A 25,941-nucleotide genomic window follows, 5' to 3' on the forward strand; every position below is an offset into this window, starting at 1 on the left:
GTCAACATTAGGTTAGGCTCGCCTAATTGGATCGAGCCTAGCTTTTCGCGTTCTCGCCGACAAGGAGTCGCCCATGGCCCAGCGGACCCTCGGCTTCGGCGAGTTCGGGCTGTCGGGCGAGCCCGGGTCCGAGGCGTTCTGGGCGAAGGCGAGAGGGCCGCTCTCGGTGCCCTCCGGTGACGGCGGATGGGTGACCTTGTTCCTTTGGCGCGGGTCCGAGGCGAGCGTCGGCTTCGAGAGCTGGTCGGACCGGGTGGCGTTGCGCCGGTGGGGCGACACGGACTGCTGGTACGCCGAGGTGCGCATGCCCGAACGACTGCGGGTCACCTACCAGTTCCTCGTCGAGGGCACCGCGTACGCCGACCCGTTCAACCCGGCGGGCGCGGGCGGCGACCGGTCCATCGCGGCCACGCCGGACGCCCCGCCCCAGCCGCACTGGCCCGACCTCGGCGCCGACGACGTCCTGCCGCTGCCCCGCACCCGGCTGCGCTGGGCCGGGGAACGCCTCGGTGGGCGCCGTACCGTACGGGTCCATCCGGTGGGCGGCGGCGGGCCGTTGGTGCTGCTGCTGGACGGCGACGACTGGCTGCATCTGCAACCGGCCATGACCGCCTTCGAGTCGGCGTTCGCCAGTGGTGACATGCCTCCCGTCACACTGGTCTTCCTTCCGGCCAAGGACCGGAGGACCGAGTACGCGTGCCGGCCCGAGCTGTGGCAGGCCGTACGGGACGAACTGCTGCCGCTCGTCGCGGAGTCGGGCGTGCCGGGCGACCCGGAGCGGCTGGTGGTCGCCGGGCAGAGCCTCGGCGGGCTCAGCGCCCTGTACGCGGCGCTGGAGTTCCCCGAGCTGGTGTCGCACGTCGCCTGTCAGTCGGGCTCGTTCTGGTGGACGCCGGGTGCGATGGAGTCGGCGGATCCGTTCGGCGGCCCGGTGGGCGGCAGCATCGCCGAGCGCCTGCACGGGCTTCCCGATCTGTCCGGGCTGCGGGTCGCCTTCGACGTGGGCGAGCACGAGACGCCGATGCTGCCGCACTGCTCCCTCGTCGAGTCCCTCGCCGAGCGGTGCGGCGCCACCGTACGGGTCTCACGGTCGCCTTCGGAGCACGACCGCGCCGGGTGGCGGCACGCGCTGCTCAGGGATGTCGCCTGGGCGCTGGGCTGACGGGACGGCGCACATTGACGGACCCGGTCAGCGCGCCACCGCCGCGCAGTAACCCGCGTCCGTAGCCAGCAAGTCGCGGTGGGTGCCCTCGGCCGTGATCACACCGCCGTCCAGGACGAGGACGCGGTCGGCGGCGTCCAGCAGGGCGGGGCTGCTGGTGATGACGAGGGTGGTCCGACCGCGGCGGAGCCTGGTGATGTTGCGGGCGATGAGCTGTTCGGTGACCGCGTCGACGGCGGTCGTGGGGTCGTGCAGCACCAGGATGTCGGAGTCGGCGGCCAACGCGCGGGCCAGGGACAGGCGTTGGCGCTGTCCGCCGGACAGGTTCGCGCCCCGGTCGCGGACGGCGTGGTCGAGACCCTCGCGGTGCAGCGCGACGACATCGGTCAGCAGGGACGCCTCGACGGCCTCCGCGACGGTGCGGCTGCTGCCCGAGGGGTCGATGTTGGTGCGGAGGGTGCCCGCGAAGATCTCGCCGTCGTACGGGTTCACCAGCATGTGTTCGCGGACCGCCTCGACGGACAGCTCCGCCAGCTCCCGTCCGCCGAGCCGGACCGCCCCCTCGTAGGCGTCGGGCGGGACGCGCACGGCCAGGACGGCCGCGAGGTCGGCGGCGGCCCGCGGCTGGTAGGCGGTGATCGCGACGAACTCGCCCGCCGCCACACGGAACTTCGGCTTGCGCAGGGTCCCGTGCCGGACGCAGTCGATCTCCACGTCAGCGCCCGCTGAAGGGCGTTCGGAGCCCGGCGTGGTCACCGGCGGCGCGGTCAGCACCAGCGCCATCCGCTCGGCCGAGGCGCGCGCGATCATCACGTACTTGGGCATCTCGGAGAAGAGTTTGAGCGGTTCGATGATGAACTGCGCGAGCCCCACGGCCATGACGAGCTCGCCGACCGTGATGCGGCCCTCGAAGGCCAGCCAGCCCGCCGTCAGGGTCACGGCGGCGGCCAGGAGTGCGTTGAGGGCCAGGGCGGCGCCCGCGTAGGCGCCGTTGACCTTGGCGACGGTGATCGCCTGGTGTCTGGCCTCGGTGCTGACCGTGCGGTACGACGCGAACGCCGCGTGGTTGCCGCCGAAGCCGTGCAGCGGACGCAGGCCGGTGATCAGGTCGGCCACCTTCGCACCGGCCCGCGCGACCCGGGCCTGCTGCTCCTGGGTGCTGTCGCCGATCCGCTGGGACAGGACGCTGAGGATCGACAGGATGGCGACGGTTCCCACGATCACCAGCAGGCCCAGCCTGAGGTCCGCCAGGCCCAGTGCGACGGCGGCGACCAGCACCGCGACCAGCGAGCTGATCAGCAACGGCACCACCTCGATGATGTCGGCGGTCTGGTCGGCGTCCTCGGTGGCGATGGTCAGCACTTCGCCGGACTTGAGGTCGACGTCCCGGGCCACCGGCTGGAGTCCGCAGGCGGCGACCCGTACCCGCCAGCGGTGGGCCTCGGTCGTGTTGGCCTTCTGCAGGACACGCATCCCGAACCGCCAGGACAGCGAGACGGTCGTGACGATCACGGCCAGCGCGGCGATCGACAGGCCGAGCGCGCGGGGGCTGCGGTCCCGCAGGGTGTGCTCGACGATGAGGCCCAGCGCGATCGGGAACGCCGTCTCGCCGGCCTGGTACAGGCCCATGAGGACGGTGCCCCCGACCATGGCGCCGGTGTTGCGGCGCAGGGCGATGCGGAGGATGTCGGCCCCGGAGCGGGGCACTCGCGCGTCAGGAGCGGTCATCGAGTCGGTCATCAAGTCGGTCATCGAGGTGACGGGCCATCGCTTCCGGGGTCCGCAGGGTGAACAGGTCTCGGACGGTGATGACGGGGCCGAACTCGCGGCGGAGCAGGCCGACCAGCCGCACCGCCAGCATGGAGTGTCCGCCCAGGGACACGAAGTCCCCCTCCGCGCTCACCTCGTCGTCGTCCAGGTCCAGTGCCTCGGCGAAGTACGCGCACACCACGCTCTCGGTCGCGGTCCGCGGCCCCCGCTCCCCCGCCGTGGTGAGTGCGCCCAGCGGTCTGGCCTCCGGGAGCGCCTTGGTGTCGGCCTTCCCGTTGACGGTCAGCGGGATGCTGTCGACCCGGGCGTAGTGCGTGGGGCGCAGGAAGTCCGGCAGCCCCGCGCCCACTTCGGCGGCGACGGTGGCCAACTCGGCTCCCTCCAGCACCAGATAGGCCGCCAGCCGATGGGCGCCGTCGACCTGCGGATCGGCCTGGGCGACGGCGGCGACGAATCGCACCGCGGGGTGAGCCGCGAACGCGGCCTCGACCTCCCCGAGTTCGACGCGATGGCCGCGGATCTTGACCTGCTGGTCGGTGCGGCCGAGGTACATCAGGTTGCCGTCCGGACGCCGGACGACGAGGTCGCCGGTGCGGTACATGCGTTCGCCGGGGGCACCGAACGGGCAGGCCACGAACCGGTGGGCGGTCTGGCCGGGTTGACCGAGGTAGCCGCGGGCGATGCCGATGCCCGACACGTACAGCTCGCCGGGCACGCCGTCCGGGAGGGGCCGCAGCCAGGGGTCGAGGACATACACATCGGTGTTGTCGATGGCCACGCCCACCACCGGGTCCTGGCACTCGAACGTGCCGACGCCGAGCGTGTTGATGGTGTACTCGGTGGGCCCGTACAGGTTGTAGCCGACCGTGCCCTCGGTGTCGGCGAGCCGCTGCCACAGCGTGGGCGTGACGGCCTCGCCACCCAGCAGCACCAGCGGCGGCCGCCGGTCCGGGTCGTCCAACAGGCCCTCGGCGATGAGCTGTTGGGCGTAGGTCGGGGTGACGTTGATGACGTCGATGGAGTGTTCCAGGCAGTACGCGACGAGCCGGGGCGCGTCCCGGCGCAACTCCTCGTCGCAGATGTGCACTTCATGCCCGTCGGCGAGCCACAGCAGCTCCTCCCACGACATGTCGAACGCGAACGACACGGTGTGCGCGACGCGGAAGACGCGGTGGCCGTGCTCGGCCAGCACCGGTTCGAAGATGCGGCGCTGATGGTTGACCAGCATGTTGGTGAGTCCGGCGTACTCGGTGACGACGCCCTTGGGTTTTCCGGTCGAGCCGGAGGTGTAGATCGTGTACGCCGGGTGCCGCAGCCGGTCGGGGTCGTCGGGGGCGAAGGTCACGTACGGTTCGGCGGCGGGCAGCGGCCGGTCCAGCTCGACGAGTTCACCGGTCAGGCGGGGTGCCACCGGGCTCACGGTGAGGATCACGTCCGGGCGGGCGTCCTCGACGATCGCCGCGATCCGTTCGTCCGGGTGGTCCAGTTCCAGCGGCACATAGGCGGCACCGGTGCGCAGTACGGCGAACAGGGCCACGATCGAATCGAGTGAGCGGGGCACGGCGATCCCCACGGTCCGCTCCGGGCCGATGCCGCGCCCGGCGAGCACTCCGGCCACGGCCCGGCTGCGGTCCCGTAGTCCCCCGAAAGTCATCCGCCGGCCGTGGGCGACGAGCGCCACCCGGTCCGGATCACGGTCCGCCGCCTGGTCGAACCGGTCGACGACGGTGTCCGTGCCGACGTCCGTCCGCATCCCGGGCACCGGAACCGGTCCCAGCCCCGGCAGCGCACCGACCGGCCCGGTCGAGCGGGCCACGTCCGCCAGCACCCGCAGATAGTCGTCGAGCAGCCGCCGGGCACCGGCCGGGTCCCCGTCGCGGTGCTCCAGCTTGACCGTGAGCCGGTCGCCGGGCGTGACGACCCAGGTGTACGGGTAGTGCGTGGAGTCGTCGGCCTGCACCGAGGTGATGCCGTGCCGGGCGTTCATCGTGGCGAAGGCGTCCAGGTCGAGGAAGTTCTGCCACACGAACAGGTTGTCGAAGAGGGTGTCGTGGCCGCCGGCCCGCTGGATCTCGCCCAGCCCGAGGTGCTCGTGCTCCATCGCCGCGACCCGGGCCGCCTGCACCCCCGCGAGGTACTCCTGGACCGTGTCGCCGGGCCGGGCCCGCGTCCACATCGGCACGGTGTTGAGCAGCACGCCGACGACGTCCTCCAGTCCCTCCCCCTCCCGCCCGGAGACGGTCACCCCGAACACGGCGTCGCCACGCCCCGTGCGGGCGCCCAGCAGCAGCCCGAACGCCCCGGTCAGCACCGAGTTGAGCGTGACCCCGTGCGCCTTCGCCGCGTCCCGCAACAGCTCCGACAGTTCGGTGGAGACGGTGTGCACGAGGGTGCCCGGCAGGTCGTCGGTCAGCGTCGGTGCCGGCCCGGCGAGCAGGGTCGGGCCGGGCAGGGCCGCCAGGTGCTCGGCCCAGAAGCGTTCGGACACGGCGGTGTCCTTGGCGTCGAGCGCTCTGGCGTGCTCCTCGAAGCTCGGCAGGGCGGGCACTGGTTCCGCCAACTCGCCTGCGCCAAATGCCTCGTAGGCGTCGAAGAGGTCCCGCAGCACGATCTCGCGGGACCAGCCGTCCCACAGCAGCAGGTGGTAGCTGAGGAGCAGCCCGTCCCGCCCGCCGGGCAGCCGGACCACCGTCAGCCGGATCAGCGGGGGCTCACCGGGGTCGAAGCCGGTGTCCCGGTCGCGGGCGCGCAGGGCGTCGACCTCGGCTTCCGTGGACAGCTCGACCGTACGGACACCGACCCGGCGCCCGGCCTTGAGGACCTGCACCGGGTTGCCGTCGTCACCGACGGTGAACCCCGCGCCCACGACCGGGTGGCGGGCGATGACGTGGGCCATCGCCTCGGCCAGCGCCTCGGTGTCCAGCCGCCGGTCGAAGGTGAACCAGCTCTGCGCGACATAGTGTCCGGTCGAGCCCGCCAGCTGGGCCTGGAAGAAGAGGCCGCGTTGGAGCGGGGTGACCGGGGCGGTGCGCTCGGCCGTCGCCGCGGTGTCGGCGATGGCCTCCAGGGCGTCCAGCCAGTACCCGGCGATGTCGTCGGAGACGCCCTCGGCGAGCACGAACGCGGCGTGCAGACCGCCGGTCGCCTCGTCCAGCCAGGCGTTGACCTCGACGGCGTACGGGCTGCCCTGCTCGCCACCGGTGATGCGCAGCGCCTGGGACTCGCTGCCGCGGCCCAGGTAGTTGAACAGCACCTGCGGCCGGGCGGTGAGCAGCGGCGCCGACTGCGGGTTGAGGTAACGGAGTTGGCCGTACCTGACGTGCGCCCGCTCGTCCGGCTGGCGTGCGGCGACCTCGTGCGCGGCGGCCACGGGATCGGTGTGCGCGGTGAGCCGTACGGGGGCGACGGAGGTGAACCAGCCGACCGTACGGGTGTAGTCGTGGTGCTCCAGGGCGGGGACCCTGCCGTGCCGCTCCAGGTCGATCGTGAGGTCGGTCGGGGTGGCCTGGACACGGGTGAGCGCGGTGCGCAGCGCGCCGCACAGCAGCTCGGTGAGGCCGACGCCGAGGGCCGCCGGGGCGGTGCGGGTGACGTGGTCGCTCACCTCGGGGTCGAGGACGACCGTGGTCTCGCGGAGCCCGCCGACCTCGGGCAGCAACGCGGGCGCCTGGAGCGTGGTGCGCCAGTGCCCGAGGCCGTCGAGGGCCTGGGTGGACCCAAGGGCCAGCGCTTCGGCGTACGCGACGTACGAGGTGGTGGGGGGTGCCAACTGCTCCCCGCGCAGGGCGGTGGCCAGGTCGTCCAGGAGGATCAGCCAGGACACGGAGTCGACGGCGAGGTGGTGCACAGTGACCACCAGGGTGCGGGCCGGCTCCAGCCACGCGAACGCGATGACGTCCCCGGCCTCGGGATCGAGCCGTCCGGCGGCCGCGTTCGCCACGGTGGTCGGATCGACATCGGTCGTTTCATGGCGTACGACGCTGATCGCGCGGTCGGGTTCGGTGCCGAGCGCCCAGACGCCGTGCTCGACGCGCAGCCGCAGCCGGAGCGCCGGATGCGCGGCCACGACGGCGTTCGCGGCGCGTTCGATGTCCGCGTGCCCGATGCCCTCGGGGACGAGCAGGGTACGGGCCTGCGCGAACCGGGCGAGTGAGCCGCCCAGTTGGCGTTGGCGCAGGATGATCGGGGTCGGCGGGAACGGGCCGTCGTCGCGGCGGACGGATGCGGGCGCCTCTGGTGCGGCGCGGGTGTCGAGGTGCTCGGCGAGGGCGCGTGGTGTCCGGAGCAGGAACACGTCACGGGGTGCGATCGGCAAGCCCAGCGCTCGCGCCCGGTTGATCACGGTGATGGCGACGATGCTGTCTCCGCCGGCCCTGAAGAAGTCGGTGTCGGCGTCCACACCGGCTCCGCTGGGCAGGGTCGCGGCGAAGATGTCGACGAGAGCGGCGAGCGTGGAGTCGTTGGCGACCGTGAGAACGTTCGGTGCGGCGAGCGTGGAGTCGTTGGCGACCGTGAGGACGTCCGATGCGGCGAGCGTGGAGTCGTTGGCGACCGTGAGGACGTCCGGTGCGGCGAGCGTGGAGTCGTTGGCGGCCGTAAAGGCGCCCGGTGCGGCCGGCACGGAGTCGTTGGCGCTTGTGGGAGTGTCCGGTGCGGCGGCGGCCCGCTCCGCGAGGGCCTCCCGGTCCAGCTTGCCGTTGACCGTCAAGGGCAGGGCGTCGACCGAAAGCACCCGGCCCGGCACCATGTGCGCGGGCAGCTTCGCGGACAGCGGGGCGGTGAGATCGCCGGGGACCCGGCCCACGACGTGCGCGACGAGGTGATCGCCGGACGCGGCCACGGTGACGGCCGCGTCGACCACACCGTCGAGTTCCCGCAGGGCGGCTTCCACCTCACCCAACTCGACGCGAAAGCCCTTGAGTTGGACCTGCTCGTCGGCGCGTCCGACGAACTCCAGCTCGCCGTCGAGGGTACGGACGGCCAGGTCGCCCGTGTGGTACATACGGGAGCCGTCACCCGCGAACGGGTCCGCCACGAACCGGCCCGCGGTGAGCCCGGGCCTGCCCAGATAGCCGAGCGACACCTGATCACCGGCGACGTAGATGGCGCCCACGCGGCCGGGCGGTACCGGCCTGAGCCGATCGTCGAGCAGATAGGTGACCAGGCCGGGGATCGGACCGCCGATCGGACTCGCCTCGGCGCCGGGCCGGAAGTCCTCGTCGGTCAGCACCCGGTGGGTGACATGGACGGTGGTCTCGGTGATGCCGTACATGTTCACCAGCTCGGGCCGACCGGTTCCGTGTCGTTCGACCCAGCCGCGCAGCCGCCCGAGGTCAAGCGCCTCGCCGCCGAAGACGATCCGGCGCAGGGCCAGAAGCGGCTTCTCGGCCTGCCGGTCGGCCTCGATGAACTGGTAGAAGGCGGACGGGGTCTGGTTGAGCACGGTGACCCCGTGCTCGCGGACCAGCCGGTGGAAGTCGACCGGTGAGCGGGTCAGCCCGTACTCCGGCACCAGCAGTTCACCGCCGTGCGCCAGCGCGCCCCACAGCTCCCAGACCGCGAAGTCGAAGGAGTAGGAGTGAAACTGGACCCACACGTCGTCCGGGCCGAAGTCCATCGCGGGCCGGGTGTTGGCGAGGAGGGTCACCACGCTGGAGTGCGGAACGACGACCCCCTTGGGGCGGCCCGTCGAGCCGGACGTGTAGATCACGTACGCGGGATCGTGCCAGTCGGCTTCGCACCGGACGGGTGACTGCGAACATTCGTCGCCTTGGACGAGCAGCCGCGCCGGTACGCCGGCCCGGGCCAGCAGTTCCGTGAAACGCTCGCGCTGCCCCGCCTCCACCAGGACGACCTGAGGGGCGGCGTCGGCGAGGATGTACTCCAGGCGTTCGTCGGGGTACGCCAGGTCCAGCGGGACGTAGGCACCACCCGCGCTGACGACGGCGACCAGGGCCACGACCTGCTCCAGCGAGCGCGGCACGGCGACGGCGACCCGCTTGCCGGGCCCGACCCCGACAGCGGCCAGCACACCTGCCAACTCACCCTTCCTGGCTGCCAGTTCACCATACGTGAGGGCCCGGGTGCCGCCGTCGAGGGCGCACTGGGTGACGGCCGTGGCCGCCGGGTCGCGGCGTGCGGCGGCGTCGAAGAGGGCGCCCAGGGTGGTCGGAGTGACGCGGGCAGGCGGCCGTGAGCTCTCCGTGGCGAGGTCGCCGACCAGCGCGTCCGGTCGGGTGAGCAGGCCGGTGAGGGCCTTCTCGAAGGTGCGCAGGATCGCCTGGGCTCCGGCCTCTTGCAGCAGCTCGCCGTCGTAGATCAGGTTGAAGCGGGGGCGGCCGTCGAGGGTGCGCTCCACGACCAGGGTCAACGGGTAGTGCGGGGCGCCCTCGTTCACGATGCCGGTGACGACCAGGTCGTCGGCCGGTCCGCGCAACGCCGCCACGTCGGTCGCCACGTCGAAGACGACCAGGGTGTCGAACAGAGAGCCCGCGCCCGCCGCACGGCCGATCCTCGCCAGCGAGACGTGCTGGTGCGGGCGTACCGCGCTCTGGTGTTCGCGCACCGAGGCGAGCAGGTCGCGCGAGGTGGTCGTCCCGGTCCAACGGGCCCGCACGGGAACGGTGTTGATGAACAGGCCCACCATGTTCTCGATGCCGGGGACGTCCATGTCCCGCCCGGACACGGTGGAGCCGAAGACGACGTCCGTGCCGTGCAGGATGCCGCCGAGGGTCACCGCCCAGGCGCTGTGCACGGCCACGCTGAGCGGGACACCGGACGACCGGGCGGCGGTGTCGATGTCGTCGGCCGGGGTGCGGGAGGTGTCGGCGAACCGGTCGGACGGGGTGTGGCCCTCGGCGACGAAGGAGGGGCCGGGCAGTTCGGCGAGCTGGGTGCGCCACACCCGGTCGCTCTCCTCGTCGTCCCGCTCGGCGAGCCTGCGCACATAGTCGGCGAAGCCACCGACCGGATACGTCGTCCCCGGCGCGCGGTACTCGGCGAGCAGGGCGCGGAGCATCGGCGGCACCGACCAGCCGTCGGCGATGATGTGGTGCACGGTCTGCACCAGGACGCTGCGCCCGGCGCCCGCTCGGACGAGGGTGTACCGCATGAGCGGCCCGGTCGCGAGGTCGAACCCGGCGCGGCGGTCGCGCTCGGCGTACGCACGGATCTCGTCGTCGGTGATGCCGGGGCGGTCCAGGATGCGGAACGGCGCCTCGACGCCGCCCTCCAGTACGGAGACCACACGGCCGTCGGCGAGGGCCACGAACCGTGCGGCCAGGTTCGGGTAGAGGGTGAGGAGGCTGGTGGCCGCCGCCGCCAGCCGGTCGGCGTCCACCTCGCCCTCCAGCGTGAGGAGTTGCTGCTCGACGTAGGCCCCGGCCAAGTCGTCGTCGAAGACCGAGTGGAAGTACAGGCCTTCTTGCAGCGGGGTGAGCGGCAGGATGTCCCGCAGGTCCGGGCCGTCGAGGGCGTCGACGTCGGCCTGGGTGAGCGGGACCAGGTCGAAGTCGCTGGGCGAGTGGCCGCCCTGGTCGAGGGCGGCGAGCCCGGTGAGGGCCGTACGGAAGTAGGTGCCGATCGTCGTGATGTCCTCGTCGGTGAACAGGCCGTCGGGCCAGGAGAGGGTGGTGACGAGCTCGTACGCGCCGCCGGCCGTGGCGGGTTCGGCGATCGCGTTGAACTCCAGTGCGCGTGGCAGCCGCATGGCGGGGTCGCGCCGTTCACCCAACTGTCCTGTGGTGCGGGCGAGTTGCCAGTCGGTGGCGGAGCCCGCGTCGAAGCGGCCCAGGTAGTTGAAGAGCACCTGGGGCGCGGGGGCGTCGAACTCGGTGTAGGTGAGGTAGCGCAGGGCGCCGTAGGAGACGCCGTTGTGGGGCACCCGGGCGAGGTCTTCCTTGACGGCCTTGAGCGCGGTGGCCAGGTAGCCGGGAGCCGTGAAGTCGGTCGCCGCACCGGGGTCCACGACCACGGGGAAGAGGGTGGTGAACCAGCCGATCGTGCGGCCGAGTTCGGGTTCGAACCCGGCGGTGTCCGCCACGAAGCGGCCTTCGCGGCCGTGGCCCTCCAGTTCGATGTGCGCGAACGTCTGGTCCTGGCCCCGGTCGTGACGCCAGCGGGCGAGGGTGACCGCGAGGGCGGTGAGGAGGACGTCGTTGACGCCGGCGTGGAACCTGGCGGGGATCTCGCCGAGCAGGGCGGCGGTGGCCTCGGGGCCGACGGTGACGGTGTGCAGGCGTTCGCCCGCGACGGTGTCGGTCTCCGACAGGGCTCGCCTGCCCAGCAGTTGGTCGTCGCCCGGCAGCGGACGCCAGTAGAAGGAGCTGTCGGCGTCGAAGGCCGCACGCTCCAGCAGCTGGGTCCAGCGCCGGAAGGACGTGCCGGTCGGGGGCAGTTCGATCGGTGTGCCGGAGACTGTCTGCCGCCATGCCGTGGCCAGGTCCGCCATCAGGACGCGCCAGGACACTCCGTCGACGACGACGTGATGGGCGGCCAGCACCAACTGCCGTGCCGCAGGCCGCCATACGGCCCGCAGCATCACTCCGTGGTCGGGGTCGAGTCCGGCGGTGGCGAGGGCGACGCACTCCTCCAGCGGGCGGTCGCTCTCCTGCCAGGCCACCGTGGTCCCGTCCGGCTCGGGGATGTCGAAGCTCCAGCGGTCGCCGCGCACCAGCCTGGCGCGCAGCATGGGGTGGTGCCGTACGACGGCGGTGAGGAGTGCGTCGAGGGCGGCGGCGGTGAGGTCGGCCGGCGTGTTCAGGACCACCGACTGCACGAAGCCGTCGACGGCGTTCGTGGTCTCGCCGAGCCACTGCACGACGGGTGAGCCGACGACGGTGCCGGTCGGGACGTCACGGTGGTCGACGGTGGCGGTGTTCTCACGGCTCGCCACGGCCGCGAGCGCCCGCGGAGTGCTGTGGGCGAAGATCTGCCGGGCCGTGACATGCAGGCCCTGGGCGCGCAGCGCGCTCAGCAGGGAGATCGCCAGGATGCTGTCGCCGCCGAGCTGGAAGAAGTCCTGGTCGGCGCCGATCTCGTCGAGGCGCAGTAGGTCGGCGACGGCCCGGCAGACCACGCGTTCGTCGTCGGTGGCGGGCGGGACGAGCGTGCCGGTCGCGAGCTCGGGCTCCGGCAGGGCGTTCCGGTCGAGCTTGCCGTTGGCCGTCAGCGGGAACTCGCGCAGGACGACGATGTGGGCGGGCACCATGTACTCGACCATGTGCTCGGCGGCCCAGTCCTTGACCTCGTCGGCCCGCAGCGCCTGGCTCCCGGCGGCCGGGATGACGTACCCCACGAGGTAGGTGCCGCCGGCGGTGTTCTTCCTGGCGGTGACACAGGTGTGCCGTACGCCCGGGTGTTCCGCGAGGCCGATCTCGACGTCCTCGATCTCCAGGCGCATGCCGCGGATCTTGATCTGGTTGTCGGCGCGGCCGAGGAAGTCCAGCGAGCCGTCGGGGGCGTAGCGTGCGAGGTCGCCGGTGCGGTAGAGGCGGGAGCCGTCGCCGGCGAAGGGGTTGGCGACGAACCGGGAGGCCGTGAGGCCGGGGGCGTTCACATAGCCGCGGCCCAGGAGGAAGCCGCCGACGTAGAGTTCGCCGCCGACTCCGACCGGGACGGGGCGCAGTTCGTCGTCGAGGACGTACAGCTGGGTGTTGGGGTTGGCCTTGCCGATGGAGGTCGACAGGCGTTCGGCGGCACCCCGGTAGATGACGTGGGAGACGCCGATGGTCGTCTCGGCCGGTCCGTAGCCGTGGTACAGGGGGATGCCGAGCTGGGTGCGGAACCGCTCGTACAGCTCGGGGGTCAGCACCTCCCCGCCGCACCACACGTGCCGCAGGCTGTCCAACTGCCCGGAGTCGCCCGCGATGTCGAGCAGCACGTCCAGCATGGAGGACACCAAGTAGGTGAAGGTGACGCGGTGTTCGGCGATCACGCTCAGCAGATGGTGCGGGTCGCGTTCGCCGCCGGGGCGCAGGACCACCAGTCGGGCCCCGGAGACCAGTGGCAGGAAGATCTCGTTGATGGAGATGTCGAAGGACAGGGGCGCCTTGAACAGTGAGGCGTCGTCGTGGCCGAAGCCCAGGATCTGGTGGACCTGCCACAACAGGCGTTCGCTGATGGCCTCGTGCCGGATCATCGCGCCCTTGGGGCGGCCGGTGGAGCCGGAGGTGAAGATCACGTAGGCCAGTCCGGTCCCGGGGACGGTGATCCCGGTGCCGTCGGTGGGGTAGCCGCCGTACCGCCAGTCGTCGAGGTCGACGGCGACGGCCTCCGGTTCGCCCGGGGCGTGTTCGCCGCAGTCGTTGAGCTGGAGGACGACCCCGGCGTCCTCGATGACGACGGCCCGGCGTGCGGCGGGCCACCGCGGGTCGAGCGGCACGAACGCGCACCCGGCCTGGAGCACGGCGAGGAGCCCGATCACCATGTCCGCGGAGCGGCCCAGGGAGATGCCGACGATCTGCTCGGCGGTCAGCCCGCGTTCGATCAGGTGATGGGCCAACTGACTGGATGCCTCGGCAGTTTGACGGTAGGTCAGGGAGCGGTGTTCGTCGACGACAGCGACGGCGTCCGGCCTGGCCCGCGCCTGTGCGCGGAACATCTCCACGAGCGTGGGCCGGACCCGGTCGGCGTCGGTCGCGTTCCACTCGGCGAGTGCCGCGAGCCGCGCCGGGACGCTGGAGGGGCCGACCGTGCCGAGGGGGCGGTCCGGGAAGTCGGCCAGGTCGTCCAGGGCGAGTTGGGCTTCGGCGATGTCGACGCCGTCCGGGACGGTGACGCTCCAGGCGCCGCCGTCGATCTCCCGACTCCCGGGCCCGGTACCGCCGTTGTCGACCCAGCCGAGGACGTCGGCGAACAGGGTGGCAGGGCTGAGGTCGATGCCGTCGGGGCTCTGCCCCGTCGCCCAGTACGCCAGCGCGAGGGCGCAGGCCTCGGCGAGGGTCCGGTCGGAGTGGTCGCCGGTCCGTCGGCGCAACTCCGTCAGTCGGGCGGGGGAAAGAAGTACGTGACGAGCGCGCGGTTCCATCATCGAAGACTCAGCACCCTTCCACAGCGTGAACGTCCGGCTGCCCGAGGCAGGTTTGCTCAACTGCTTTCTCGCCAGGCCTGCCACAGCCGTGCGTACCGGCCGTCCAGCGCCACCAGCTCCTCATGGGTCCCCTGCTCGACGACCCGTCCGGCGTCCAGCACGGCGATCCGGTCCGCCGCCATCGCCTGCGTCAGCCGGTGCGCCACGCACAGCGTGGTCCGGCCCGCGCACGCGGCCAGCACGGCCCGTTCCAGCTCGGCGGCGCCCTCGCTGCCGGCCTCGGCGGTCGACTCGTCCAGCACCACCACGGGCGCCCGGCCCAACACCAGTCGCGCCAGGGCGATGTGGGTGACCTTGGTGACGTCGAGCCGCTCACCGCCCTCGCCGACCGGCGTGTTCAGGCCCTCGGGCAGCGTCTCGACCCAGCTCGCCGCGCCGACCGTGCGCAGCGCTTCGGTCAGCTCCGCGTCGGTCGCGTGCGGCGCGGCCAGGCGCAGGTCGTCGGCGAGCGGGCCGGAGAACACATGGGTCTCCTGCGTCAGCAGGCTCACCAGGGCCCGCGCCCCGGCCTCGTCCAGGTCCGCCAGGTCGGTCGTCCCGATGCGGACCGTGCCGGACCGGGGAGTGCCGATGCCCGCGACCAGCGCGGCCAGTGTCGTCTTGCCCGCCCCGGTCGCACCGACCAGTGCGAGTGAACTCCCCGCCGGGATACTCAAGTCGACGTCCCGCAGGACCGGCTCCTCGGTGCCGGGATAGGCGAAGGTGACGCCCTCCACGGTCACGGCGTACGACACGGCGGCCGCCGGCGTCACGGCCTCGTCGCCCACCAGCCGTTCCTCCGCCTCCTCCCTCAGCACCCCGACCAGCCGGGTGAGGCTGGCGCCCGACTTCTGGGCCTCGTCGAAGGTGAACATGATCATGCCGAGCGGCACGAACAGCCGGTGGAAGAGCAGCGGGGCCGCCGACACCTCGCCCAGGCTGGCGGCGTCGGCCTCCAGAAGGGCGTATCCGACGCCGAGGATCAGGGTGAGGCCGATGAACTCGGCGCGGTTCTCCCGGCCGACGAACCGGCCGAAGAAGTGGAACACCTCGATGCCCAGGTCGCGCACCCGCCGCGACTCGCGGGTGACCTTCTCCCGGAAGGCCTCTTCGAGGCGGTACGCGCGGACCGTGTCGATCCCGTTCAGACCGCTGATCAGCGCCTGGGCGCGGTCGGCCTGGGCCGCGCGCTGCTTGCGGTAGAGCGGCGCGGAGCGCGGGAGGTACCAGCGCAGGGCCAGGGCGTACGCGGGCAGCGCGCCGGCGCCGGCCAGGCCGAGCCGCCAGTCGAGACCGAACATGCCGGCCGTGGCGATGACGACCAGCACGCCCGCCGAGAACACCGTGGGGACGGCCATCCGGATGCCCCGGGAGAGCACGGCGACGTCGTCACCCACCCGGGAGAGCACATCGCCGCGGCCGACCTGTTCGATCCGTGCGCTCGGCATCCCGAGCACCGCGCGCACGGCGGACTCCCGCAGCTCGGCGAGCAGGTCCGCGCCCAGCCGCCCGATCAGGTAGGTCGAGGCCGCGGTGGTCACCGCGCCGAGGAGCGCGGCGGCCACCATGACGACCCCGATCCTGACCAGGACCGAGCGGGACTCCCCCGCGACGACCCCGTCGACCACCTGACCGAGGAGCAGCACCGGCAGTACCTGGAGCGCCGCCCCGGCCACCGAGGTGGCCACGGTGGCGGTGGTCAGCCAGGGCATCTCGCGGCATCGTGCCGTGACCCACCGGGCGGCCGCACGGCCGGTGGTGGTGTGCAGGGCCGGCGCGGCCGAGCGCGTGTCCGTGTCGTACGTCCCGGTGGCGCTCACACCTACCCGGCCGCCGACTTGACGAGCTCGTCGATGGCGTACGGCATCGACAGCAGGGTGCCCTGCGAGATGGCCGCGCCGACCGCCGGGCCCTCACTGTCCAGCAGGTACGACACGTTGCCCTTCTTCACGGCGTCGAGGTTGGCGAAGAGCTTGAACTTCTTCAGCGCCTCGGTGTCGGCCTTGTCGTTGATGACGAAGATGCGGTCGACGTCGACCAGGTCGATGCGCTCCGGGGAGAGCTTGGTGTAGAAGCTGCCGCCGGCGGCCTTGTCGATCTCCGTCTGGTACGGGAAGCCGATGCCGGAGACGAGGCGGCCGCGGACGTCGGTGGAGGTGAAGGGCGCCACCGAGTCCTCGTACCAGGACAGTGCGACGGCCTTCTGGTCGGCGAACTCGGGGTGTGCCTTCTTGGCCGCGTCGAGCTTGCCCTGGATGTCCGCGACCATCTTCTCGCCCTCCTCGGCCTTGCCGAGCGCCTTGGCGATGTGCAGGGCGTTGTCCTGCCAGGGGGCGCTGAAGGGTTCCTTCTCGGCCTTGGTGCGGCCGACCGTCGGCGCGATCCTGGAGAGCTTGTCGTAGGCGGCCTGGTCGATCTCGGAGTAGACCGCGATGATCAGGTCCGGGCGCAGGGCGGCGATCTTCTCGTAGTTGGGGCCGGAGTCACCGTTCTCCATGATGACCTCGGGCTTGGTGGCGCCCCACTTGCCCTTCACCCAGGGCCACTGGGTGTTGATGTCGGGGCTCCGGCCCGGCGGGTTGGGGTACTGGTCGACCATGCCGACGGGCTTGATGCCGAAGGCGAGGACGGTCTGGTCGTCGGTGTAGCCGACGGAGACGACGCGCTGCGGGGCCTTGGTGACGGTCGTGGTGCCGAAGGCGTGCTCGACCGTGACCGGGAAGGCGCCGGCGGCGGCCGTGGTCTTGGCGTCGTCGCCGGTGGACGCGTCCGAGGAGTCGGAGCCGCAGCCCGCGAGGAGGCCGACGGTGAGGCCCAGCGCGGACACCGTTGTCGCCAGGCGCCGCCAGGGCTTCGCGGGCGTCGTTCTACGGAGGAGCATCAGCCATCCCTTGCCTTCGCACGGTCACTGCGCCACGTTCTTAGGGCAGGCAAACCTTATCCATAAAAGTGAGGTTAGCCTAGCCTAACTATCGTTCTTTCCCCGGTAGTTCGGATGAACCTGCGTGCGGCCGATCGGCACGACGAGCGGGCGGTCCCCCACCGGGTCGTCGACGACCAGGGCGCGCAGTCCGAACGCCTCGTGCAGCAGCTCGGCGGTGACGACGTCACGCGGGTGGCCCTGCGCCAGGATGGCGCCCTCCTTCATCACGACGAGGTGGTCGCTGTAGCGGATGGCGAGATTGAGGTCGTGCAGCACCATGACCACCGTGCAGCCCGACTCGTGCAGGTCGTCGACCAGGTCGAGCACGTCGATCGCGTGCGCCAGGTCGAGGTACGTGGTCGGCTCGTCCAGCAGCAGCAGGTCGGTGCCCTGGGCCAGGGTCATCGAGATCCACACACGCTGACGCTGTCCGCCGGACAGGGTGTCGACGGGGCGGTCGGCCAGCTCGGAGACGCCGGTCAGGGCCAACGCCCGTGCCACCACGTCGGCGTCGTCCGACGACCACTGCCGCAGCCAGCTCTGGTGGGGATGCCGGCCCCTGGCGACGAGGTCGGCCACGGTGAGTCCCTCGGGCGCGACCGGTGTCTGCGGCAAGAGGCCGAGCTTCTTGGCCACCTCGCGGGTCTTGAGCCGGACGATGTCGTCACCGTCCAGCAGAACCGTGCCGCGGGTCGGCTTCAGCAGTCGTGACAGGGTCCTCAACAGGGTTGATTTACCACAGCCGTTGGGGCCGATGATCGTGGTGATCACGCCGGGCGGCACGCTCACGTCGAGACCGTCGATGACGGTCCGGCTGCCGTATCCGACGGTGACGTCCTCGGCCGTCAGCCGTGCGACCTGCTCGACGGCGGGCTTGACCTGGGTGATGTCATGAGCGACCACGAGGCCCCCTGTGTTGTGGCTTACCTGAATCTCGCATCGGCTACCGGGCGTTGGCCCGCACCAGCAGGTAGACGAGGAAGGGACCGCCGATCGCGGCGGTCACCACGCCGACCGGGAGGCTCACCGGCAGCGCGGCGCGCGCGACCAGGTCCGCGCCGGTCAGCAGCAGCGCCCCGACCAGTCCCGAGGCCGCCAACGGCGGTGTGGGGCAGCGCGCCAGACGCATCGCCACCTGCGGCGCGACCAGCGCGACGAACGGGACCGGGCCCGCCGCGCTCACCGCCGCGCCGGCCAGCAGGACCGCGCACAGCAGCATGACCGCCCGCACCCGCGTGTACCGGACACCCAGGCCCGCGGCCACCTCGTCGCCGAAGTGCAGCGGCCGGAACTGGAAAGCGACGCACGAGACGACGACGAGCAGGGCGAGCGTGCACCACAGCGCGGTCCGCACCTCGTCCCACCCCCGGTCGTCCAGCGACCCGACCAGCCAGGCCTGGGCCCGCGCCACGTCCCTGATGTCGGCGGTGGCCAGCAGCCAGGTGGTGATCGCCTCCATCACGGCGGTCACCGAGATGCCGATGAGGATGAGCCGGAAGCCGTCGATCCCGCGCCGCCACGCCAGGAGGTACACCAGCAGCCCGGTGCCGAGACCGCCGCCGAGCGCGGCCGCCGACAGCCCCACGGAGTCGACGATCGCGGTGGCGGTGCCGCCGGACACGGTCACCAGGAACACGGCGACCGCACCGGCGCCCGAGGTGATCCCGAGAACGTCCGGACTGGCCAGCGGGTTGCGTGCGACGGACTGCGTGATCGCCCCGGACACCCCCAGCGCGATGCCGACGACGAGTCCGGCGAGGGCCCGCGGCAGGCGCAGGTCCATGATGACGAACTCGTCGACCGGCTCGCCGTGGCCGAAGATCGTGGCGATCACCTGGGGCAGGCCGATGGGGAAGTCGCCGATGCCGATGGAGAGGCAGAACAGCAGGAAGGCCGCCGCGGCCAGCAGCAGCGTGACGCCCGCGGTCCAGGGCCGCCACACGAACGACACCCGTCCGAGCCGCACGCCCGGCAGCACCGTCGGCCCGGGCTTCGTCTCGCTCATGAACTCCGTCCCGTTCACGCGTTCCTGAACTTTCCGAGCCAGACCAGCGCGGCGAAGAAGGGGGCGCCGAGGAGGGCGACGACGACACCCGCGTCCAACTCGCCCGGCCGTACCACCAGTCGGCCCACGATGTCGCAGACCAGCAGCACGATCGCGCCGAGCAGGCCCGCGTACGGCACCAGCCAGCGGTAGTCGGGGCCGGTCAGGTAGCGGGCCACATGGGCCACCATCAGCCCGAGGAACGCGATGGGACCGCAGGCCGCCGTCGCCGCGCCCGCGAGGAGGGTGATGGCGACGATGCCGACCGTGCGGCTCAGGGCGATGTTCACCCCGAGCGCGCGGGCCACGTCCTCCCCGAGGTTGAGGAGGTTCACGGCGGGCAGCGTGATCAGGGCCAGTACGAGGCCGACCGCGACGAACGCGGTCACCGGCCGGATGACGCCGAAGCCGACCCCGGCGACGGAGCCCGCGTTCCAGAACCGCAGCGCGTTCAGCGCCGTCTGGTCCGTCAGCGCGATCGCCGTGGTCATCGCCGCGAGGAAGACCGCGACGCCCTGCCCGGCCAGGGCCAGCGTGAGCGGGTTGCCGGCGCCCCGGCCGAGGCTGGAGAGCCCGAACACGACGACGCCGGCGGCCGCCGCGCCCAGGAAGGCGAACCAGACGTACTGGAAGGGGTTGGTGAGCCCGAACAGGGTGATCGCCGAGACCACCGCGAAGGACGCGCCCGCGTTCACCCCCAACAGCCCTGTGTCGGCGATGGGATTGCGGGTGTGGCCCTGGATCAGCGCCCCGCCGACGCCCAGGGCGATGCCCGCCACCACGGCGAGCACCGTCCGCGGCACCCGGACCGTGCGCACGATGAGCCTGATCTCGGTGAGCCGCTGGTCGGACTCCGGCGCCGCGAACAGTCCGTGCCACACCTCGGCGGGGCTCAACGCGCGCGCACCGACGGCCAGCGACACCGCTCCCGCGACCACGAGGATCACCACCAGCGCGCACAGACCCACAACTCGCCTTCTACGCGCCGGTGTTGAGGCTCGGAACGCGGAGCGCTCGACTGCGGTGATGCCCATGTGGACGTACGTCATCCCTTTGCTCGAACCGGTGGAGGGCGCTCGCTAGCGGGCGGCGGTGCTGCCGATCCCGTCGGCCACCGGACGGGCCTCGTCGGGGGCGGTCTTGAGGACGGAGTCGAGGATCTCGCCGACCCTGATCGCGGTGTTGGAGAGCAGCGACGAGGTGATGCCGTGCGTGTGCTCGGTGCCGCCCTGGAGGTAGATGCCGCAGCGGAGTTCGGGCCGGGTGGCGATGCGGTAGTCGCGTTCGACGCTCACCCGGCCCGCGTCGTCGCGCCGGCACAGGTCGGCCACCTCGCCGAGCAGGCCCAGCGGGTCGGCGGGGCGGTAGCCGGTGGCGAAGACCACGACGTCGGCGTCCAGGGACGTCTCCTCGCCGGTGACGAGGGACTTGACGGTGGCCCGCACCCGGTCGGGCCGTTCCTCGACGCCGACGAGCCGGGAGACGTTGAGGAAGCGCAGCCGCTCGGTGCCGAGGACCTTCTCCTGGTACATCTGCCGGTACAGGTCGTCGATGAGGTCGATGTCCACCACGGAGTAGTTGGTGTTGCCGTGGTAGTCCATGAGTTGGCGTTTGACGTCGTCGGGCGCCGCGAAGTACTCGTCGACCGCGGCCGGGTCGAAGATCCGGTTGGCGAAGCCGCTGTCGTCGGCGGGGCTGTAGCCGTAGCGGGAGAAGACCGCGCAGATCTCCGCCTCGGGGAAGCGGCGATGCAGGTAGGCGACGTTCTCGGCGGCGCTCTGCCCGGCGCCGACGACGACGAACCGCGAGGGCGAGGTGCCCTCTAACTCCTCGACCCGCGCGAGGAGTTCGGCGTTGTGCCAGACGCGCTCGGTGCGCTCGACGCCCTCCGGCACGAGGGGGCGCAGCCCGGTGCCGAGGACGAGGTTGCGGGCCCGGTGCCGCGCGAGCCCCTCGGCCGAGCGGACCGTGACGTCCAGGTGCTCGACGATGCCGTCGCGGACGACCGGGGAGACGGCGACGACCTCGTGGCCGTACGAGATCATGTCGTCGACCTTGGCGGCGGCCCACTCGAAGTAGTCGTGGAACTCCACCCGCAGCGGGAAGAGGTTCTTGTGGTTGATGAAGTCGATCAGCCGCCCCTTGCTCTGGAGATAGCAGAGGAAGCTGTACTCGCTGGCCGGGTTCCGGAGCGTCACCAGGTCCTTGAGGAAGGACACCTGCATGGTCGCGTCGTCGATCAGCATGCCGCGGTGCCAGCCGAAGCTCGGCTGCTGCTCGAAGAAGTGGGCGCTGACCGCTTCCTGCCTGTCGACGCGTGCGTTGTGCTCGCTGAGCGCGATCGCCATGGCGACGTTGGACGGTCCGAAGCCAACGCCTATGAGGTCGTGGATCAGTGATGCGTCGTCAGGAAGAGCCTGTGCCATGTCACTCCCATCCTGCGGGTGAATGGACACACCCACGGACGGGCGGCCCAAAACTTAGGTAAGGCTAAGCTGATCCTCCCGAACTGTCGATAGGCCGGGCACCGTTGTGCACTTAGGTAAGCCTTGCTTTACTGGCGCCGGTCAGTCCCTGCTCCGAGGAGGAACCGCATGCGGGTCGTCATGTTCGGCTATCAGACCTGGGGCCACCGGACCCTCCGCGCCCTGCTGGACTCCGAGCACGACGTGGTCCTGGTCGTGACGCACCCCAAGAGCGAGCACGCCTACGAGAAGATCTGGAGCGACTCGGTCGCCGACCTCGCCGAGGAGCACGGCGTCCCGGTCCTGATCCGCAACCGACCCGACGACGAGGAGCTGTTCGCGCGCCTGAAGGAGGCCGACCCGGACATCATCGTCGCCAACAACTGGCGCACCTGGATCCCGCCGCGCATCTTCGGCCTCCCCCGCCACGGCACCCTGAACGTGCACGACTCACTGCTGCCGAAGTACGCCGGCTTCTCCCCGCTGATCTGGGCGCTGATCAACGGCGAGTCCGAAGTGGGCGTCACCGCGCACCTGATGAACGACGAGCTCGACGCCGGCGACATCGTGCGCCAGGAGGCGGTGCCGGTCGGACCGACGGACACCGCGACCGACCTCTTCCACCGCACCGTCGACCTCATCGCCCCGGTCACCATCGGCGCACTCGCCCAAATAGCCTCCGGACAGACGGAGTTCACCCGGCAGGACCGATCGCGGGCGAGCTTCTTCCACAAGCGCTCCCTGGAGGACAGCCGCATCGACTGGACCTGGCCGGCGGCGGACCTCGAACGCCTGGTCCGCGCCCAGTCGGAGCCGTACCCGAGCGCCTACACCTTCCACAAGGGCCGGCGGCTCGAAGTCCTCGCCTCGGTCGTCTCCGAGGGCCGCTACGGCGGCACGCCCGGCCGCATCTTCTACCGCGAGGGCGAGGGGGTCGTCATCGTCGCCGGCGCCGACGCCCGCACGGGCCGCAACCACGGGCTGGCCATCACGCGCGTACGGACCGAGGACGGCCGGGAGCTGCCCGCGACGCAGTACTTCACCGCCATGGGCGGCTATCTGACCAACCGGCCCTGAGGAAAAGGGAGTCGGAACACGGCGACCCGCCGCCGCGGGAGTGCGGTGGCGGGTCGCCGGGTGTCCGGGTCAGTGGCCGTGCGCGCCCTCGACACCCGCGTGCCCCGTACCGGTGGTCACGGTGAACGCCGCCGTGTGGACCTGCCCCCGGTGCTTGAAGTCGAGGAACAGGCGGTAGGTCCCGACACTGGGCGCGGTGGCCGTGAAGGAGATGTCCGGGCCGGGCTCGGTCGTGGCGTCGCCCGGTGCGCCACCCGGGTGGACATGGAGGTAGGCCAGGTCGCCGGAGCGCAGCGCGACGAGGTGGCCGTAGGCGCCGAGGTAGGGCTGGAGGTCGGTGACGGGGCGGCCGTCACGGGAGACCTTGAGCTTCAGCTCGGTCGCGGTGTTCGGGGTCAGGCCGCCGGACAGTTCTACCTGGTAGCCGTCGACGGTCGCGGTGCCGGTCGGCGCCGGGAGCTTCTGGGCCGTGTAGCTGCCCGAGGCCGCCAGGTCGGCGCCGAGGACGAGGTTCTCGGCGTCCTTCTTCGCCGGGGTGAAGTCGGCGAAGACGCGGTATCCGCCCGCGCGGGGCAGCTCGACGGGGATGCTCCAGGTGCCGTCGGCGGCGCGGGTGGGGTGCAGATGGCGGTAGGTGACGAGGTCGCGTGAGGCGACGATGAGGTGGAGTTCCTTGTCGTGCTCGCGCTGGTACGCGGTGACGGCACGGCCGGCGGAGTCGCGCACCGTGAACCGCAGCTCGGTCCGCTGCCCGGCCGTGACCCGCGGCGTTTTCAGGTCGAGGGTGTAGCCGCCCTCGGAGATCTGGAGTCCGCCGGCCGGAGATTCCTGGTGACCGCCCCCGCCACCCCCTTCCTCATGGCTCTCATGGGCGGCGGGCGCGCGCTCCGTGACCACCGGGTCGATGCCCTTGCCCACGCCGTAGGCGGTGCCGAAGGTCGCGGCGAGCGCGGCGGCGAACGCGGAGATCTTGAGTCCGGCATGCATGGCCAGCTCCTCGGGGATCACGGCCACCGCCTCGGTCGCGGAGGGCCTCGATGCAGCCGACAATACCCCTGGGGGGTATAAAGTCAAGCCGTTTCCACGCTTGCATCGGATACCCCCCATGGGTATATCTTGAGCCTCGGCGGCGATACCCCCGCCCCCTGTCCAGTCCACGAGGAGCAGCAGCGATGACCACCACCGCGACCGGAGCCCCTTCCGAGGTCGAACTCGCCATCGGCGGCATGACCTGCGCCTCCTGCGCCGCACGCATCGAGAAGAAGCTCAACCGCATGGACGGGGTCACCGCCACGGTCAACTACGCCACCGAGAAGGCGAAGGTCAGCTACGAGGGTGACGTCTCCGTCCAGGACCTGATAGCGACCGTCGAGAAGACCGGGTACACCGCGCAGGAACCGTCCCCACCGGAGGACCCCGGCGACGACGAGCCCGTGGACGACGAACTGCGCACCCTGCGGCAGCGGTTGACGACCGCGGTGCTGCTAGCCGTGCCCGTCGTCGCGATGGCCATGATCCCCGCCCTGCAGTTCGAGTACTGGCAGTGGTTGTCCCTCACGCTGGCGGCGCCGGTCGTGACCTACGCCGGCTGGCCCTTCCACAAGGCGGCGTTCACCAACGCGCGGCACGGCGCCGCGACCATGGACACCCTGATCTCGGTGGGCACGCTGGCCGCGTTCGGCTGGTCGCTGTGGGCGCTGTTCCTCGGCACCGCGGGCGAGCCGGGCATGACGCACCCCTTCGAGCTGACGATCGCCCGCGGCGACGGCGCCGGGAACATCTATCTGGAGGCCGCGGCCGGCGTCACCGCGTTCATCCTGGCCGGGCGGTACTTCGAGGCGCGCTCCAAGCGCAAGGCGGGTGCCGCGCTGCGGGCGCTGCTGGAGCTGGGCGCCAAGGACGTCACCGTCCTGGGTGCCGACGGGCGCGAACAGACCGTACCCATCGGCCGGTTGAAGACCGGTGACCGGTTCCTGGTCCGGCCCGGCGAGAAGATCGCCACCGACGGCACGGTGGTCGAGGGCTCCTCGGCCGTCGACGCCTCGATGCTGACCGGCGAGTCCGTGCCGGTGGAGGTCGCCCAGGGCGACGCGGTCACCGGTGCCACCGTCAACGCCGGCGGACGGCTCGTCGTCGAGGCCGCCCGGGTCGGCGCCGACACCCAACTCGCCCGCATGGCCAGGCTGGTGGAGGACGCGCAGAACGGCAAGGCGGCGGCGCAGCGGCTCGCGGACCGCATCTCCGCGGTGTTCGTGCCGATCGTGATCGCCCTCGCGCTCGGCACCCTCGGCTTCTGGCTCGGCAACGGCGCAGGACTCACAGCCGCGTTCACCGCCGCGGTCGCGGTGCTGATCATCGCCTGCCCGTGCGCCCTGGGGCTGGCCACGCCGACCGCGCTGCTGGTGGGCACGGGCCGTGGTGCCCAGCTCGGCATTCTCATCAAGGGTCCCGAGGTCCTGGAGTCCACCCGCAAGGTCGACACGATCGTCCTCGACAAGACCGGCACGGTCACCACGGGCCGGATGACGCTGCTGGCCGTGCACCCGGCCGACGGCACCGACGAGGCCGAAGTCCTGCGGCTGGCGGGCGCGTTGGAGCACGCGTCCGAGCACCCGATCGCCCGTGCCGTCGCCGACGGCGCGCTGGCGAAGCTGGGTTCGCTGCCCACGCCGGAGGACTTCGCGAACGTGCCCGGGCTGGGCGTGCAGGGGATCGTCGACGGGCACGCGGTGCTGGTCGGCCGGGAGCGGCTGCTCGAAGAGTGGGCGATGGGACTTCCCGACGAGCTGGCCCGGTCGAAGTCCGAGGCCGAGGCGTCCGGGCGCACGGCGATCGCGGTCGCCTGGGACGGTGAGGCGCGGGCGGTCCTCGAAGTCGCCGATGCCGTCAAGGAGACCAGCGCCGAGGCGATCACGCGGCTGCGGGCGCTCGGCCTGACGCCGATCCTGCTGACCGGTGACAACGCGCCGGTGGCGCAGTCCGTCGCCCGCGAGGTGGGCATCGCGCCCGAGGACGTCATCGCCGAGGTGCTGCCGCAGGACAAGGTCGACGTCGTCAAGCGCCTTCAGGGCGAGGGGCGTTCGGTGGCGATGGTCGGCGACGGCGTCAACGACGCGGCCGCCCTGGCCCAGGCCGACCTGGGACTCGCCATGGGGACGGGCACGGACGCCGCCATCGAGGCCGGCGACCTGACCCTCGTCCGCGGCGACCTGCGCGCGGCGGCGGACGCCATCCGGCTGGCCCGGCGCACCCTCGGCACGATCCGGTCCAACCTGTTCTGGGCCTTCGCCTACAACGTGGCCGCGCTGCCGCTCGCCGCGGCCGGCCTGCTCAACCCGATGCTCGCGGGGGCGGCGATGGCCTTCTCGTCGGTGTTCGTGGTGGGCAACTCGCTGCGGCTGCGGTCGTTCAAGGCGGCGGACTGAACGATCC

At 71.7% G+C, this 25,941-nt stretch carries 12 protein-coding genes; 3 read left to right on the forward strand and 9 right to left on the reverse strand.

What is annotated here, in order from left to right; genetic code table 11:
• Positions 1-73: 73 nt before the first annotated feature.
• A complete protein-coding gene (locus EJC51_RS07355) occupies positions 74-1,162 on the forward strand; it encodes an alpha/beta hydrolase-fold protein (RefSeq protein WP_126270305.1) in 1,089 nt (362 codons plus the stop codon).
• A gap of 27 nt (positions 1,163-1,189) precedes the next feature.
• Here EJC51_RS07355 and EJC51_RS07360 read toward each other — a convergent pair whose 3' ends face one another.
• The 8 genes from EJC51_RS07360 to EJC51_RS07395 all read right to left on the reverse strand — a co-directional run bounded on the left by EJC51_RS07360 (position 1,190) and on the right by EJC51_RS07395 (position 21,393).
• On the reverse strand, positions 1,190-2,890 hold the full coding sequence (locus EJC51_RS07360) for an ABC transporter ATP-binding protein (RefSeq protein ID WP_126276856.1): 1,701 nt from the start codon (positions 2,888-2,890) through the stop codon (positions 1,190-1,192).
• Positions 2,877-13,961: a non-ribosomal peptide synthetase gene (locus tag EJC51_RS07365; protein WP_126270306.1), complete on the reverse strand. Its 11,085-nt coding sequence runs from the start codon at positions 13,959-13,961 to the stop codon at positions 2,877-2,879. The genes EJC51_RS07360 and EJC51_RS07365 overlap by 14 nt, the downstream gene beginning before the upstream one ends.
• Before the next feature lie 56 nt (positions 13,962-14,017).
• The gene (locus tag EJC51_RS07370) at positions 14,018-15,712 is read right to left on the reverse strand and encodes an ABC transporter ATP-binding protein (RefSeq protein WP_126276857.1); all 1,695 of its coding nucleotides are present in this window, start codon (positions 15,710-15,712) and stop codon (positions 14,018-14,020) included.
• 110 nt (positions 15,713-15,822) lie between these two features.
• The gene (locus EJC51_RS07375) at positions 15,823-16,881 is read right to left on the reverse strand and encodes an iron-siderophore ABC transporter substrate-binding protein (RefSeq protein ID WP_126270307.1); all 1,059 of its coding nucleotides are present in this window, start codon (positions 16,879-16,881) and stop codon (positions 15,823-15,825) included.
• 84 nt (positions 16,882-16,965) lie between these two features.
• A complete protein-coding gene (locus tag EJC51_RS07380) occupies positions 16,966-17,826 on the reverse strand; it encodes an ABC transporter ATP-binding protein (protein WP_126270308.1) in 861 nt (286 codons plus the stop codon).
• A 40-nt stretch (positions 17,827-17,866) separates the two neighbouring features.
• Positions 17,867-18,928 (reverse strand): FecCD family ABC transporter permease, encoded by a 1,062-nt coding sequence (locus EJC51_RS07385; RefSeq protein WP_126270309.1) that lies wholly within the window; start codon positions 18,926-18,928, stop codon positions 17,867-17,869.
• Positions 18,929-18,942: 14 nt separating this feature from the next.
• Entirely contained in the window at positions 18,943-20,001 is a 1,059-nt protein-coding gene (locus EJC51_RS07390; RefSeq protein WP_126270310.1) for a FecCD family ABC transporter permease, read from the reverse strand.
• Between the two features lie 45 nt (positions 20,002-20,046).
• Positions 20,047-21,393: a lysine N(6)-hydroxylase/L-ornithine N(5)-oxygenase family protein gene (locus EJC51_RS07395; protein ID WP_126270311.1), complete on the reverse strand. Its 1,347-nt coding sequence runs from the start codon at positions 21,391-21,393 to the stop codon at positions 20,047-20,049.
• Positions 21,394-21,561: 168 nt separating this feature from the next.
• On the opposite strand from EJC51_RS07395, the gene EJC51_RS07400 reads away from it, so the two are divergent.
• Complete coding sequence (locus EJC51_RS07400; protein ID WP_126270312.1) at positions 21,562-22,509, forward strand: methionyl-tRNA formyltransferase; 948 nt, start codon at positions 21,562-21,564, stop codon at positions 22,507-22,509.
• A gap of 69 nt (positions 22,510-22,578) precedes the next feature.
• Here EJC51_RS07400 and EJC51_RS07405 read toward each other — a convergent pair whose 3' ends face one another.
• Positions 22,579-23,496 carry a DUF748 domain-containing protein gene (locus EJC51_RS07405; protein ID WP_126270313.1) on the reverse strand — a complete coding sequence of 306 codons (918 nt, stop codon included), beginning with the start codon at positions 23,494-23,496 and terminating at the stop codon, positions 22,579-22,581.
• Between the two features lie 185 nt (positions 23,497-23,681).
• Here EJC51_RS07405 and EJC51_RS07410 point away from each other — a divergent pair, with 185 nt between their 5' ends.
• Complete coding sequence (locus EJC51_RS07410) at positions 23,682-25,934, forward strand: heavy metal translocating P-type ATPase (RefSeq protein ID WP_126270314.1); 2,253 nt, start codon at positions 23,682-23,684, stop codon at positions 25,932-25,934.
• The last annotated feature ends 7 nt before the right edge of the window (positions 25,935-25,941 follow it).

The sequence above is a fragment of the Streptomyces aquilus genome, assembly GCF_003955715.1.
Classification (GTDB): domain Bacteria; phylum Actinomycetota; class Actinomycetes; order Streptomycetales; family Streptomycetaceae; genus Streptomyces; species Streptomyces aquilus.

What these genes read in the sequence shown, in the direction of transcription:
- EJC51_RS07355 (WP_126270305.1), top strand. Translation starts at nt 74, where the DNA reads ATGGCCCAGCGGACCCTCGGCTTCGGCGAGTTCGGGCTGTCGGGCGAG.
- EJC51_RS07360 (WP_126276856.1), bottom strand. Translation starts at nt 2,890, where the DNA reads ATGACCGCTCCTGACGCGCGAGTGCCCCGCTCCGGGGCCGACATCCTC.
- EJC51_RS07365 (WP_126270306.1), bottom strand. Translation starts at nt 13,961, where the DNA reads ATGATGGAACCGCGCGCTCGTCACGTACTTCTTTCCCCCGCCCGACTG.
- EJC51_RS07370 (WP_126276857.1), bottom strand. Translation starts at nt 15,712, where the DNA reads ATGCCCTGGCTGACCACCGCCACCGTGGCCACCTCGGTGGCCGGGGCG.
- EJC51_RS07375 (WP_126270307.1), bottom strand. Translation starts at nt 16,881, where the DNA reads ATGCTCCTCCGTAGAACGACGCCCGCGAAGCCCTGGCGGCGCCTGGCG.
- EJC51_RS07385 (WP_126270309.1), bottom strand. Translation starts at nt 18,928, where the DNA reads ATGAGCGAGACGAAGCCCGGGCCGACGGTGCTGCCGGGCGTGCGGCTC.
- EJC51_RS07390 (WP_126270310.1), bottom strand. Translation starts at nt 20,001, where the DNA reads ATGGGCATCACCGCAGTCGAGCGCTCCGCGTTCCGAGCCTCAACACCG.
- EJC51_RS07395 (WP_126270311.1), bottom strand. Translation starts at nt 21,393, where the DNA reads ATGGCACAGGCTCTTCCTGACGACGCATCACTGATCCACGACCTCATA.
- EJC51_RS07400 (WP_126270312.1), top strand. Translation starts at nt 21,562, where the DNA reads ATGCGGGTCGTCATGTTCGGCTATCAGACCTGGGGCCACCGGACCCTC.
- EJC51_RS07405 (WP_126270313.1), bottom strand. Translation starts at nt 23,496, where the DNA reads ATGCATGCCGGACTCAAGATCTCCGCGTTCGCCGCCGCGCTCGCCGCG.
- EJC51_RS07410 (WP_126270314.1), top strand. Translation starts at nt 23,682, where the DNA reads ATGACCACCACCGCGACCGGAGCCCCTTCCGAGGTCGAACTCGCCATC.